At 70.4% G+C, this 14,046-nt stretch carries 8 protein-coding genes; 5 read left to right on the top strand and 3 right to left on the bottom strand.

Annotation, left to right across the window (positions count from 1 at the left end; translation table 11 throughout):
• Positions 1-57: 57 nt before the first annotated feature.
• Positions 58-5,382, bottom strand: coding sequence for an SDR family NAD(P)-dependent oxidoreductase (locus F9C11_RS15975; protein ID WP_409185649.1), 5,325 nt, complete (start codon positions 5,380-5,382; stop codon positions 58-60).
• A 303-nt stretch (positions 5,383-5,685) separates the two neighbouring features.
• Here F9C11_RS15975 and F9C11_RS15970 point away from each other — a divergent pair, with 303 nt between their 5' ends.
• The 4 genes from F9C11_RS15970 (at position 5,686) to F9C11_RS15955 (ending at position 10,405) form a co-directional block, all read left to right on the top strand.
• Complete coding sequence (locus F9C11_RS15970; protein WP_409186917.1) at positions 5,686-6,939, top strand: nucleotide disphospho-sugar-binding domain-containing protein; 1,254 nt, start codon at positions 5,686-5,688, stop codon at positions 6,937-6,939.
• Between the two features lie 387 nt (positions 6,940-7,326).
• Positions 7,327-8,010, top strand: a complete 684-nt coding sequence (locus F9C11_RS15965; RefSeq protein WP_409185648.1) for a PIG-L deacetylase family protein — start codon at positions 7,327-7,329, stop codon at positions 8,008-8,010.
• Positions 8,011-8,074: 64 nt separating this feature from the next.
• Positions 8,075-9,367, top strand: coding sequence for a nucleotide sugar dehydrogenase (locus tag F9C11_RS15960; protein ID WP_409185647.1), 1,293 nt, complete (start codon positions 8,075-8,077; stop codon positions 9,365-9,367).
• 78 nt (positions 9,368-9,445) lie between these two features.
• On the top strand, positions 9,446-10,405 hold the full coding sequence (locus F9C11_RS15955) for an NAD-dependent epimerase/dehydratase family protein (RefSeq protein ID WP_409185646.1): 960 nt from the start codon (positions 9,446-9,448) through the stop codon (positions 10,403-10,405).
• A gap of 53 nt (positions 10,406-10,458) precedes the next feature.
• Here the strand turns inward: F9C11_RS15955 and F9C11_RS15950 are convergent, their stop codons facing one another.
• Positions 10,459-10,623: a LuxR C-terminal-related transcriptional regulator gene (locus F9C11_RS15950; protein ID WP_409185645.1), complete on the bottom strand. Its 165-nt coding sequence runs from the start codon at positions 10,621-10,623 to the stop codon at positions 10,459-10,461.
• A complete protein-coding gene (locus F9C11_RS15945) occupies positions 10,620-13,208 on the bottom strand; it encodes a LuxR C-terminal-related transcriptional regulator (protein ID WP_409185644.1) in 2,589 nt (862 codons plus the stop codon). The genes F9C11_RS15950 and F9C11_RS15945 overlap by 4 nt, the downstream gene beginning before the upstream one ends.
• Before the next feature lie 480 nt (positions 13,209-13,688).
• On the opposite strand from F9C11_RS15945, the gene F9C11_RS15940 reads away from it, so the two are divergent.
• Positions 13,689-13,958, top strand: a complete 270-nt coding sequence (locus F9C11_RS15940) for a hypothetical protein (RefSeq protein ID WP_409185643.1) — start codon at positions 13,689-13,691, stop codon at positions 13,956-13,958.
• Positions 13,959-14,046 lie beyond the last annotated feature (88 nt).

The following is a 14,046-nucleotide window of genomic DNA, read 5'->3' as shown; positions in this document are numbered from 1 at the left end:
ACCACGCGAGTCCCCCGCCACGCCAGTGACTGGACGGCGGCGGGGGATTCGCCATGCTCACACCGGTTTGGTGTCCAATTCCTCGTCCAACAACGCGAAGAGATCCTCGGCGCTGGCGTTCTCGATGTCCGCGGCCTCCTCCGGGGCCGAGAACGACGCCAGCAGCGCAGTCAACCGGCTGACCAGCTTCTCCCGCTCGTCCTCAGCCAAAGCGTTGTCCCGCACCACCGATTCAAGAGCCGCCAGCTGTGAATCCACAATGGACGGTTGATCCGCCAGTCCCGCGCCGAGCAGCCCCGCCACCGCACCCGGGGACGGGTAGTCGAAGATCAACGTCGCTGGCAAACGCTGCCCGGACACTTCGTCCAGCCGGTTCCGCAGCTCGATCGCCGTCAGGGAGTCGAAGCCGAGTTCGATGAAGCCCTTGCGGGGGTCGATCGCGTCCGGGCGGTCGTGTCCGAGCACCACCGCCGCCGTGCCGCAGACCAGGTCGAGCAGCGCCCGTTCCCGTTCCGCGGCAGGCAGGGTCGCGATCCGGGTCCACGAGTCGTCGGCGACCGTGGCTCGGCGCCGCGGGGCACCGCGCACCAAGCCGCGCAACAACGGGGGCACGCGGTCCGCGCCGGCGCGCAGCCCGGCCAGGTCGAGCCGGACCGGGACCAGTGCCGGTTGCGAGGTGCCGAACGTCGCGTCGAACAGCTCGAGCCCGTCGGCGAACGACAGCCCGGCCACGCCGGACCGCGCCATCCGGACCAGGTCGGTGTCGCCGAGCGCGCCCGCCATGCCGCCGGTCCAGAGGCCCCACGACAGCGACACCGCCGGCAAGCCGAGCGCCGTGCGGTGGTGGGCCAGCGCGTCGAGGAACACGTTCCCGGCCGAGTAGTTCGCCTGTCCGGCCGAACCGAACGGGCCGGCGACCGAGGAGAACAGCACGAACGCGGCCAGGTCCAGCTCCGCGGTCAGCTCGTGCAGGTGCCAGGCCGCGTCCAGCTTGGGCCGCAGCACCGCGTCCATCCGCTCCGGGGTCAGCGCGAGCAGCACCCCGTCGTCCAGGACGCCCGCCGTGTGCACGACCGCGGTCAGCGGATGTCCGGACGGCACCCCGGCCACCAGCTCGGCCGCCGCGGCCCGGTCCGCGAGATCGCAGGCCACCACCGAAACCGCGGCGCCCAGCTCCTCCAGCTCCGCTTTCAGCTCCGCCGCTCCCGGTGCCGCGTCGCCGCGCCGGCTGGTGAGCAGCAGGTGGCGCACGGCGTGCTCGGTCACCAGGTGCCGGGCGAGCAACGCGCCCAGCGCACCGGTGCCGCCGGTGATCAGCACGGTTCCGTCCGGGTTCAGCGACGGCGCCGAAGTCTCGGGGGCGAACTTCGCCAGCCGGTGCACCAGCACCGCCCCGTCCCGGACGGCGACCCCGGGCTCCCCGGCGCGGATCGCCCCGAGCACCGTGGCCAGCGGCAGTTCGCCGCCGTCGACGTCGACCGCGGCGAACCGGTCCGGGTACTCCAGCTCGGCCGACCGCACGACGCCCCACAGCGCGGCGTGGACGAGGTCGGCGACGTCCTCCTCGGGACGCGTCGCGATGGCGTGAGAAGCGACCACGACGAGCCGCGAGGCGGCCAGGGCCGGTTCACTGACCCACGCCTGTACCAGTTCCAGCAGCTGATGGGCGGCCTCGCGCGCCAGGGCGGGCGAGGCCGTCTCGGGAGCCGCGAACGACACGGTCACCACGTCGGGGGCGGCCTTCCCCGCGTCGATCAGCGCGGCAAGGTCCACATAGGACTCCCCGCCGAGGCCGAACGGATCCGCACCGAGCACCGCGTGCGAAACGTCAGAAGCGGCATCGCCGGAATACGGCAGCCATTCCACCCGGAACAGCGAGTCGCCAGCCGCCGGACGGGTGACCGCGGCGAACGCGTCGTCGGCGATCGGCCGCAGCGCCAGCGACCCCACGGTGACGATCGGCGCCCCGGCGGGATCGGTGGCGGTGAGCGAAACGGTGTTCTCGACGTCCGAGGAGAGCAGCACGCGCAAGCTCGACGCCCCGCTGGCGTGCAGCGAAACCCCGCTCCACGCGAACGGCAGCGCCGGTTTGTCCTCCGTCAGCCCGGCCAGCCCGATGGTGTGCAGCGCGGCGTCCAGCAGGGCGGGATGCAGCGCGAAGGCCGAACCGTCGGTGTGCTCCGGCAACGCGACTTCGGCGGCCAGGGTGTTCCCGTCGCGCCAGACCCGGCGCAGCCCGGCGAACACCGGCCCGTAGTCGAAGCCCTGTGCGGCGAGTTCGTCGTAGCGGCCGGTCACGTCGATCTCGACGGCACCGGCCGGGGGCCACTCCGCGGCGGCCACGGGCGCGTCCGCCGTCGGCGACACCCTTCCGCTGGCGTGGTGCGTCCACTCCCCGGTGTCCGCGGCCCGCGAGTAGATGCCCACCGCGCGGGCGCCCGACTCGTCCTCCGCACCCACCGTCACCTGGACCGGGACGGCCCCGTGTTCGGGCAGGATCAACGGGACCGCGAGCGTCAGTTCGTCAAGCCGCCCACAGTTCACCTCGTCGCCCGCCCGCACGGCCAGTTCGACGAAAGCCGTACCGGGGAACAGCGGCACCCCCTGCACGACGTGGTCGCCGAGCCACGGCTGCGCGCGCAGCGAAAGCTGCCCGGTGAGCACAACGCCGCCGGTGTCAGCGGTCGTCACGACCGCGCCCAGCAGCGGATGCCCGGCGTCGACCTGCCCGACCTCGGTTACCCCGCGGACACGGGCTCCGGTCGGGTTCTCCATCCAGTAACGCTTGCGCTGGAAGGCATACGTCGGCAACTCGACCGGCGCGCCGCCGGCGTAGAAGGCGGAAAAGTCCACAGTGGACCCGGTGGTGAACAGCGCGGCCACCGCGGCTGCCGCCGACTCGGCTTCCGGCCGGTCCTTGCGCAACACCGGGACGAACGTCGCCCGGTCGTCGGCGGTCAGGCACAGCTGGCCCATCGCGGTGAGCACGGCCGACGGGCCGACCTCGACGAACGTCGTGACACCGGCGTCGAGCAGGGTGCGGATGCCGTCGGCGAACCGGACCGCGTCGCGCACCTGGCTCACCCAGTACTCCGGCGAAGTCAGGTCGGCGTCCGGCGAAACCGTCGAGACGATCGGAAGCGCAGGTGCGGAATAGGTCAGGTTCCGGGCGATGAAGGCGAAATCGGCCAACATCGGCTCCATCAGCGCCGAGTGGAACGCGTGCGACACCTTCAGCCGCGAAGTCTTCTCGAACCTAGATGCCACCGCGAGAACCGCGTCCTCGTCGCCAGACAACACCACCGACGACGGCCCGTTGACGGCGGCGATCGACACGCCCTCGGTCAGCAGCGGCACGACCTCGGCCTCGGCAGCCGCGACGGCGACCATCGCCCCGCCAGCGGGAAGGGCCTGCATCAGCTGCGCCCGGGCCGTCACGAGCGTGCACGCGTCTTCGAGCGAGAGCACCCCGGCGACGTGCGCCGCGGCCAGCTCGCCGATCGAATGCCCCAGCAGGTAGTCCGGGGCGACGCCCCACGATTCGAGCAGCCGGAACACCGCGACCTCGACGGCGAACAACGCCGGCTGCGTGTACCCGGTCTCGTCGGAGCCCAGCACGGTCCGCACCGGCACGTCGAGGTGCTTGTCCAGTTCGGCGGCCACCGCGTCGAAAGCCTCGGCGAAAGCCGGGTAGGCCGCGGCCAGTTCCAGGCCCATCCCGGCGCGCTGGGCGCCCTGGCCGGTGAACAGGAACGCCGTGCGCCCGGTGCCGGCCACCCCTTCGACGACACCCGCCGGGGTGCGGCCGGCCGCGTACTCGGTCAGCGCGCGGATCGCTCCGGCCCGGTCGGCGGCGACGATCCCGGCGCGGTGCTCGGCCTGGGTCCGGGTGGTCGCCAGGGAGAATCCGATGTCCACAGCGGACGCTTCACCGGCGGCCGCGGCGAGCTTGCCCGCCTGCGCCCGCAGCGCGTCCGGGTCGTTGGCCGACAACAGCCAGGTCACCGGCCCGGCGTCCGGAGCCGGGACCGGCACCGGGTCGCCCTGCTCGACGATCACGTGCGCGTTGGTCCCGCTGATGCCGAACGACGAAACGCCCGCGCGACGCGGCCGCCCGGTCTCCGGCCACGGCTTCGGCTCGCTCAGCAGCGAGACGGTGTCGGTCCATTCGACGTGCGGCGACGGCTCGTCGGCGTGCAGCGTGCGCGGGAGCACGCCGCGCCGCAGCGCCTCCACCATCTTGATCACGCCGCCGACCCCGGCCGCGGCCTGCGTGTGGCCGACGTTCGACTTGAACGACCCGACGTACAGCGGCCGTTCCGCCGTCGCCGCCTTGCCGTAGGTGGAAATCAGCGCCTGCGCCTCGATCGGGTCGCCGAGCTTCGTGCCGGTGCCGTGCGCCTCGACCGCGTCCACATCGGACAGTTTGAGCCCGGCGTCGGACAGTGCCGCCCGGATCACGCGCTGCTGCGCCGGGCCGTTCGGGACGGTGATACCGCTGGACGCGCCATCGGAGTTGACCGCGCTCCCGCGGAGCACCGCGAGGACGTGGTGGCCGTTGCGGCGCGCGTCGGAAAGCCGTTCCAACAGGAGCATTCCGGCACCTTCGGAGCAGCCGACACCGTCGGCGCCACTGCCGAACGCCTTGCAGCGACCGTCTGGGGCGAGGCCCTGTTGCTCGCTGAAGTAGACGAACATGTCCGGGGTCACCATCACGGTGACTCCGCCGGCCAGTGCCAGCGAGCACTCCCCCCGCCGAAGTGCTTGCGCGGCAAGGTGCATCGCGACCAGCGACGACGAGCACGCGGTATCGACCGACACCGACGGACCTTCCAGCCCGAGCGTGTAGGAGATCCGGCCAGAGACGAGGCTGCCGTCGCTGCTGCCAGCGCCGTAGTCGTGGTACATCACGCCGGCGAAGACGCCGGTCTTGCTGCCCCGCAACGTCGACGGCACGATCCCGGCGCGTTCCACGGCCTCCCACGCGGTCTCCAGCACCACCCGCTGCTGCGGGTCGAGCGTGCGAGCCTCTCGCGGGGAAATACCGAAGAACTCCGGCTCGAAGTCGGCGGCGTCGTAGAGGAAACCGCCTTCCTTCGAGTACGTCGTGCCGGGACGGCCCGCGGGGTCGAAGATCGCTTCGGTGTCCCAGCCGCGGTCGTCGGGGAACTCGCCGATGGCGTCGGCGCCGCCGGCGACGAGGTCCCAAAGCTGCGCGGGCGTGGCGACCCCGCCGGGGTACCGGCAGCCCATCCCGATGATGGCGATCGGCTCGCTCAGCGCCGCGGTGAGCTTCTGATTGTCCGCCTTCAGCCGCTCGTTGTCCGTCATGGACTGGCGCAGCGCGGCGACGATCTGCTCGGTGGACGGTGTCTGGGTCACTGGGAGTCCCCTCGTTCGTCGGTTACACACTCACGCATTCCGCACTCCGCCACTGCAGCAAGCCAGCAATCCCTGGTCGTCTGGTTCGGATCGTAGGTCGGCGCGCGGCCCGGCCGGACCCCTGAAAACCCGGCTAGGGGCGGGAAAGCGGGTACCGGGCGGGACGCGGAAGCGCCGGCCCGCGCGGACAGGGGTCCGGCACCCCTACGCCGCATTGCCGGGTCTGCCGCGGGCGCGGCCGCGATTACCGTCTCCCCAGAAGTGTTCCCGGACCCCGGCATCGGAGAGTGCGCTGTGCGAGTCATGTTGATGGTCTTCCCGACGAGGACGCACGTCTACAGCATGGCCCCGGTCGGCTGGGCACTGGCCGCCGCCGGGCACGAGGTGCGGTTCGTCGGCCAGCGCAATCCCCGCGAGGTCCTGCCGTTCGCCGAGACCGGCCTCGACGCGATGTGGTTCGGCGAGGACCTCGACATCGCGCAGCACCGGCGGCTCAGCGCCGGCGGCGACGACACGCTGCACGGCAAGCACCAGCTTTCCGAAAGCCGTCCGGAACGCTACACCGAGGAATACGTGCGCACCGTCTACGACGGCTGGGTCGACGTTTTCCGCTGGAACACGCCGGAACCGCTGCTGAACGAACTCGTCCGGTTCGCCCGCAACTGGCAGCCGGACCTCGTCGTGTGGGACCCGCTGGTCTACGCCGCGCCGATCGTCGCGCAGGCGATCGGCGTCCCGCACCTGCGGATGATGTACGCGGCCGACCAGACGGCGCGGATCGGCGCGCAGTACCGGGACCTGCGCGCGAGCAAGCCCGAGGACACCGGCCCGGACCCGTTCGTGGAGTGGATGTCGGCCGAGGTGGGCCGTTACGGCGCGGACTACGACGAGAACCTGCGCTACGGCGTCAAGACCATCGACTGCCACCCGTCGTATCTCCGGTACGACGGCGTCGACGTCGACTACCTCCCGGCGCGGTTCGTGCCGCTGAACAAGGCGATGGCGCTGCCGCGCTGGGTCGTCGAACCCCCGGCCCGCCCGCGCGTGCTGCTGACCCTGGGCATCTCCAACCGGCAGACGCTCGGCGAAGAGGAGACCTCGGTTTCCGCGCTGCTCGACGGCCTTTCCGACCTCGACGTCGAAGTGATCGCGACGCTCAACGCGGAGCAGCTCGCGACGGTGGACAAGATCCCGGACAACGTGCGCGCGGTGGACTTCGTGCCGATGTACGAACTCCTCGCCTCGTGCTCCGCGATCGTGCATCAGGGCGGCGGCGCGACGATCGGCAACGCGGTGGTCAACGGCGTCCCGCAGCTGGTGATCCCGGGCACCACGTGGAGCGAGCGGATCTCCGCGCTCGCCCAGGTGAAGCGCGGCAACGGCCTGATGGTGGACCTCGAGGACGTCACCCCCGGCACCGTCCGAAATGGACTTGAGCGGCTGCTGGAGGAACCGTCCTTTCGCGACTGTTCGCTCGAGGTCCGGGACGAGATGCTGGCCACGCCGACGCTGGACGACCTCGTGCCGGAGCTGGAACGCATCGCGGGATGCCGGTGACGCGACTCCGGATCAGCTGATTCCTCCTCCCGAGCTTTCCCGCTGAATGCTCGCGCCCGGGCCGCAATCGTGCCTGGGTCGAAAACGCGTGCGCCGGGCGGGAAACTCCTGCGCGCACCTAGCTCGATCCCGGCCGTCCGCCAGGTCGAGGTCTCCGCCGCGATTCGCCGGGTTTTCGCCTGCCCGCGGTCTTTCCCACCGTCTTTCCGGTGCGAGTGCGCCCACCCCTGAGCCGGTCCGCCAGCCCGGCCAAGGTCCGCTTTAGACGGTCTTTAGGGGTTGTCGCAAAGACCCCCCGGATGTCAGATTTTGCTGGCGTTCCAAGCCATTTCGCACGGCTCGCTTCCGCTGGGGGTTTCACCGCCCGGACAAGGACTGGGGAATCGTATGCACACGTTGACACGCAGGCTTCTGGTGGTGGGAGCCCACGGCGACGACGAAACGCTCGGCGCGGGCGGGACCATCGCCCGGCTCGCCGACGAGGGCGTCACCGTTTCGCTTTGCATTCTCACCAACGACGACGGTTCGCGTTCGGCCGCCGGCGCCGAGGTCACCGATCGCACCGACGCGATCGAACTGGCCGCGAAAACGCTCGGCATCGAGCGGGTGCGAGTCCACGAATTCGGCGACAACCGGCTCGACACGGTCAGCCATCTGGAACTGAACCAGGTCGTCGAGCGCGAGGTCCGCGAATTCGAGCCGGACACCGTTTTCGCCACCAGCATGTGCGACCTGAGCACCGACCACGCGCTGGTCAGCCGCGCCGCGCGGGTCGCCGGACGGCCGGGCAAGGGCCCGGTGCGCGAGGTCCGCACGTTCGAGATCCGCTCCGCCACCGACGTCGGAGAGGCCTCCGGGCTGCCGGTCACGTTCCGGCCGAACTGCTGGCAGATTCTCGACCAGAGCCACCTCGACCGCAAAATCGAAGCACTGCGCGCCTACGGGAAAGAACTCGAGCCGTGGCCGAACCCGCGCAGCGAACGCGGCGTCCGCGCCTTGGCCGAATACCGCGGCTCGCAGGTCAGCGCCGGCCTCGCCGAGGCCTTCGAAATCGTCCGCTCGGTCCGATGACCGGCTTCCCGTCCGCTTTTCCCGCTCGCTTTTCCACTGCCCATCCAGAAACGGGTGACCAGGAATGACCAGTACTGTCGCTGAATTCGAGGCCCTCGCCGAACGGAACCAACTGACGTCGGTCGCGGTGATCGGGATGGGCTACGTCGGCCTGCCGACCGCGCTCGGCCTGCACGCCGGCGGCGTCGGCGTGATCGGCATCGACCTGTCGCAGAACCGGCTCGACTCGATCCGCTCGGGCGACGTCGACCTCATCGAAGCCGACCACCGGCGGCTCGAGAAAGCCGTGCACCAGGAGGACTTCCAGCTCACCACGGACTCGGCGCGGATGGCCGACGCGGACGCGGTGCTGGTGTGCGTGCCGACCGGGCTCGACGAGTACCTGATGCCCGACCTCGGCCCGCTGGAGGCGGCGTGCGCGGCGCTGGTCGCGAACGCCCGCCGCGGCCAGACGTTCATCCTCACCTCCACCAGCTACGTCGGCACCTCGAACCGGCTGCTGGTGAAACCGCTGGTGGCCAAGGGATTCACGATCGGCCGCGACCTGTTCGTGGCGTCCAGCCCGGAGCGGATCGACCCGGGCAACGTCACCCACACCCAGGCGGAGACGCCGCGCGTGCTGGGCGGCGTGACCCCGGTGTGCACCGCGATGGCGCAGCGCGTGATCAACGTGCTCACCCCGGCCGTGCACTGCGTCAGCTCGCCGGAAGCGGCCGAGATGACCAAACTGTACGAGAACACCTTCCGCGCGGTGAACATCGCGCTGGCCAACGAGTTCGCCGAGATCAGCGACGGCTTCGCGATCGACCCGATCGAGGTCATCGACGCGGCGGCCAGCAAACCGTACGGCTTCATGGCCTTCCACCCCGGCCCCGGCGTCGGCGGCCACTGCATCCCCTGCGACCCGCACTACCTGCTGTGGCAGCTGCGCGCGACGCAGAGCAACGCACCGCTGGTGACCCAGGCGATGCACGCCATCGCGGAGCGGCCGAAGCAGGTTGTCGACCGCGTACTCAACACACTGTCCCGCGAAGGCAAGGGCATGGCCGGTACGCGCGTGCTGGTGGTCGGCGTGACCTACAAGCCCGGCGTGCAGGACGTGCGTTCGTCGTCCGCGCTCGACATCATCGACCTGCTCGCCGCGAAGGGCGCGAAGGTCGGCTACTACGACCCGCTGGTGCCGAATGTCCGAGTGACCGGCGGTTCGCTCGACACCGTCCCTGAGCCGGACGGCGAGGACTGGGACGTCGCGCTCATCCACACCGTCCAGCCGGGCCACGACTACGAATGGCTCGCCGACTGCCCGACCGTCATCGACGCTACCTACCGCTTCGACCGCGCGCTCTTCGCGAACTGATTCTTCGCGGGGGTTCCGGGCGGCGGAGTCCCCGGCCTGGGGCGAAGCCCCGGATGACACTGAGAAAGGGACACTGACGTGCGTTACCTCATCACCGGAGGCGCCGGGTTCATCGGCTCCCACCTCACCGAGCACCTGCTGGCCCGCGGCGACGAGGTCGTCGCACTGGACAACCTGAGCACCGGCACCCTGGACAACCTCGCCGGCGTCGCCGGGCACCCCGGTTTCCGGTTCGTGCGCGGCTCGATCACCGACCCGAACGCGATCGAATCCTGCATGGCGGGCATCGACGCGGTCTTCCACCTCGCCGCCGCGGTCGGCGTGTTCACCATCCTCGACAAGACGATGGACAGCCTCCGCACCAACCTGCACGGCACCGAGAACATGCTCGACGCGGCGCTGCGGCACGACGTGCCGATCCTCGTCGCGTCCACCAGCGAGATCTACGGCAAGAACACCGCCGACGGCCTGCGCGAGGACGACGACCGGATCATCGGGTCGCCGCTGAAGAACCGCTGGTCCTACGCCGAGGCGAAGGCGCTGGACGAGACGTTCGCCCACCTGTACGCGGTGGAGCACGGCCTGCGCACGGTGATCGTGCGGCCGTTCAACACCGTCGGCCCGCGCCAGACCGGACGCTACGGCATGGTCATCCCGCGGTTCGTCACGCAGGCGCTGGCCGGCGAGCCGATCACGGTGTTCGGCGACGGGCAGCAGACCCGCTGCTTCTGCCACGTGCACGACGTCGTGCCCGCGCTGGCGGACCTGCTCGCCGACGAATCCGCGTACGGCAAGGTGTTCAACCTCGGCAGCAACGAGCAGACCACCATCTCGCAGCTGGCCGAGCGCGTGATCGGCGCGACCGGTTCGAGCAGCACCATCACGAAGGTGCCGTACGAGGAGGCGTACGGCGACGGGTACGAGGACATGCAGCGCCGCATTCCCGACTGCACCCGCGCGTACAACCAGATCGGCTTCGTGCCGACGCGCTCCTTGGACGACATCATCGACGCGGTGGTCGCCGACCGCCGGTCCTGACCCGGTTCCGGTTTCGCCGAAGGGCCTCTCGCGGAGTTCGCGCGGGAGGCCCTTCACGCGTTCCGGAGCTTGACGTAGACGGCGGCGAGGTGGCGGGCGGCGGTGTTCGCGGACACTCCCAGTACCTCCGCGATCACCGCCACCGGCATGCCCTGCGCGGCGAGTTCCGCGACCCGCAGCTCGACGTCGGACAGCACCTGCGACCCGCTTTCCGTCACTGCCCGGCACCGGCCAGCTCGCCCGCCAGCGCGCTCCGTCCGGCCACGCCGAGTTTCCGGTACACCCTGGTCAGGTGTTGCTCCACAGTGGACACCGTGATGTAGAGCGTTTCGGCGATCTGGCGGTTGGTCCGCCCGTGCGCCGCCAGCTCCGCGACGCGCAGTTCGGCCTCGCTCAGCGCGGTCGCCGCCGGCCCCTCCGGATCCGCCCGCGGCGGCTCCGGTCTCGACGCCACCGGACGAGGGGTGAGCGGACGCATCGGCTGGCGCGGCACCTGCACCGATTTCACCAGGCCCGCCGAGCGTTCCGCGCGCTGGCCGAGCTGGTTGATCGCGCGGACCGTGCGGGCCAGCTCCAGCCGGTCGCCGGATTCCTTGAACGCCTCCGCCGCCCGGTTCAGCAAGCCCGGCCGCGCGCCGCTGTCCCCGGCGAACGCCAGCACCCGCAGCGCCACTGCCTGCGAGAACGCGTCCTTCGCGTCCGCCAGCTGCTGTTTCGCCAGCTCCACCGCCAGAGTCGGATTGCGCAGCCGCAGATTCGCCTCGGCGAGATCGGTCCGCCACGGCGCCACCGCGGGCAGATCGAGGCCGCTGTCTCGGAGAATCCGCTGGCATTGCTGGAAATCGCTCATCGCGGAGAGCCCTCGGTTCGTGGCCAGGTGGAACTGGCCGCGCGCCCGGAGGAACCGTACGCCGCCGAGTGTCGCGTACACGGTTTCGGGCAGAGCGTGGCGCAACACCGCTGCTGCGGCCTTGAACGCACCCGCTGCGGTGTACGCGGTCAGCATCGTGGCCAACGGGTACGTGATCGCGACGCCCCAGTTCGGCTCGTCAAGCAGCGCGAGCGCACGGCTGGCCGCTTCCGCTGCTTCGGCCGGTTCGCCGCGACGCAGCAACAGGCTTGCGCCGATAGCGTCGAGCATCGCCTTCCACGTCACCGCGCCGCGATACTCCGCTTCCTCGGCCAGCGAAGTGCACCAGCCTTCGGCACGGTCCGCCTTGCCGTCGTACGCGAGCGCGAGGATAGCCGTGGCCAGTGCTTCCAACGAAGTGTCCGACAGCCGGCAGTTCTGCAGAATCCGCTCCGCGCACACCGAAGTCTCTTCGCTGCCACCGACCCGCCATACCGAGGCGAGGGTGGTGGCGGTGCGCATCCAGGGATCCGAAGCGTCGAAGGGCAACCCCGGCGCCGTGCCGTAGTGCCAGTGCGCGGCGAGCGTCAGTTCCGCGGCCATCCGGGGGTGCAGCGGCTCGAGGTCGTCGCCCAGCCGGACCAGTGCGGACTCGAACGTTTCGCGGTCGCCGAACCACAATGACTGGCGTACCAGGGCGATCCGGTCGGATTGGTCGAGCGAATCGGCTTCGCGCAACGCCGCGAGATGCGGTGCGGCCGCCGCCGGATTGACTCGCCAGGTGATCTTGGCCAGCAGCTGCGAGATCATCTGCTGCTCCCACGACGCGGTGGTCGTGGCCGCCGCCAGCTGCAGACAGCGAGTCGCGAAGTCGACATCGTCGCCGAGCATCACCTGCTCCGCCGCCGCGACCAGCACCGGCAGCGCCCACTCCGCCTGGGCTTCGCCCGCCGCCACGAGATGCCGCGCGACCTCCGGTGCCGGCAACCCGCGGGCGTGCTTCACCTGCGCCGCACGGATGTGCAGCTGCACCTTCTCCGACCCGCGCAACCCGCCGACGACAGCCGCCGCGGCCGGCTGCTGCCGGAACCGCACCCCGTCGACCAGGCCGGTCTCCACGAGCACGCCGGCGGACGCCTCCGCTTCGACCGGGTCGACGCCCGCGACGGTCGCCACCGCGTCCGTCGTCACGTCGGTGTCCAGCACCGCGATCGCCGTCGCCACTTCCCGCAGCGGCGAACCGTAACGATGCAAAAGCCGTTGCACCGCATCGGAATACGCCGCGCTGTCGTCCGCCGAACCGCGGCGAGCGTCGACCAATGCGGCGACCAGCAACGGATTCCCCGCGCTCAGCCCGTAGATCCGCTCGGCCTCGCCGTGGTCGGCGACCAGTCGCGCGATCGCCTCCACGGTGAACGGCGTGAGATGCACGTACCGGTGCGGCTGGGCGGCGAATTCCATGCCCTCGCCGGAATACCAGCCGTCCGGCTGCGTCAGCACCAGCAACATTCCCGCCGACCGCGCCCGCCGCTGCAACCTCAGCAGCAGCCGGGCCGACGTCTCGTCCACGTGCTGCAAATCGTCCACCGCGATCAGCAGCGACCGCTCGCGCGCCAGCCGGTGCAAGGCACTGCACAACGCCGCGATCCGGTCCCCGCCGCACTCCGCGGCCAGCACCTCGCGCGGCAACGCCGGACAGGCCAGCAACTGGTCGAGCACACCTCCGTCGACGTCGCGCTCGTCGGCCGCTCCCGCCGCGGTGAGCGTCAGAACGCCCAGCTCGCGGGCCCGCGCCACCACTTGGTTCTGCACCTGCGTCTTCCCGCTGGCCGGTCCTCCGCCGACCAATACCGTGTCTCCCGCCCCCGCATCGCATTCGATCAGCAGCCCTTCGAGAAGGGACACTGCTTCGTTCGGCTCGGTGCGGCGGTTCTGCCCCCAGTTCACGCCCATCGCAAGCTCCTCGACCCAATGGTCATTCTTCCTGCGTCTGCCACAGTCGCAGCCGCCCCCTAAGCACAGCCAACCGCGATCTAAAGTCACTCAATTAGGTGATCATGATTACCGGGTGTCGCGGTTTTGCGTTTCGCTGGCCGCCGCCTGGGCGCGAGGGGCAGTTCTCTGCCGCTCCGCCTGGGTTTTAGGTCTGGACAGTGATCTTGAGGGTCTGGTTTCGCCAGGACGGGTTGACCGATTCGAGCGATTGCGTAATCGAACGCGCGTTCGATTCACTAGAGGGGTGCCCACGCCGCTCCCCTGTCCAGCCGAACACCGCCACCACAACCCTGCCCCGCTGGCAACCAGGGATCCGCCGGGGATAAGGGTGGGGAAACCCCAGGGAAGCTTCAGGAGCACACCCCATGGCTCCGACGGCCCCGTTCCGAGAAACTAGGTACAGCAAGGAAACACACCCCCCTCACCCTGGAGGCCATCATGATGGCGATCACCACCGCCCCCGGCGTCACCCAGCGCATGCTCGCCAGCGGCCACCTGGAACTGACCTGCCGCACGACCAACCGGCACATCGAATGCGAACCGGTGGCCGCCGCGATGTGGATCGCCCTGAAACAGCACAACGGCGACGTAGACCAGGCAGCAAGCACCCTGTCCACCCTGTGGCACACGAACGAAGACGACACCCGCTACGACCTCATCGCCCTGGCCGGTTCCCTCTGTTCTCTGGGCATGGCCACCGAGTCGTAACGGGAACCGGTTGGGGTCGCGGCCGATACCGTGGACTGAGCCGGAGCAGCGCTCACCTGCCTGCGAGTCGTGACCGGAGCTGCCTGCG

The organism is Amycolatopsis sp. VS8301801F10 (assembly GCF_046195355.1).
Classification (GTDB): Bacteria; Actinomycetota; Actinomycetes; order Mycobacteriales; family Pseudonocardiaceae; genus Amycolatopsis.
Note: the sequence above shows the minus strand (reverse complement) of the source record. Positions and strands in the feature narration are given on the sequence as shown.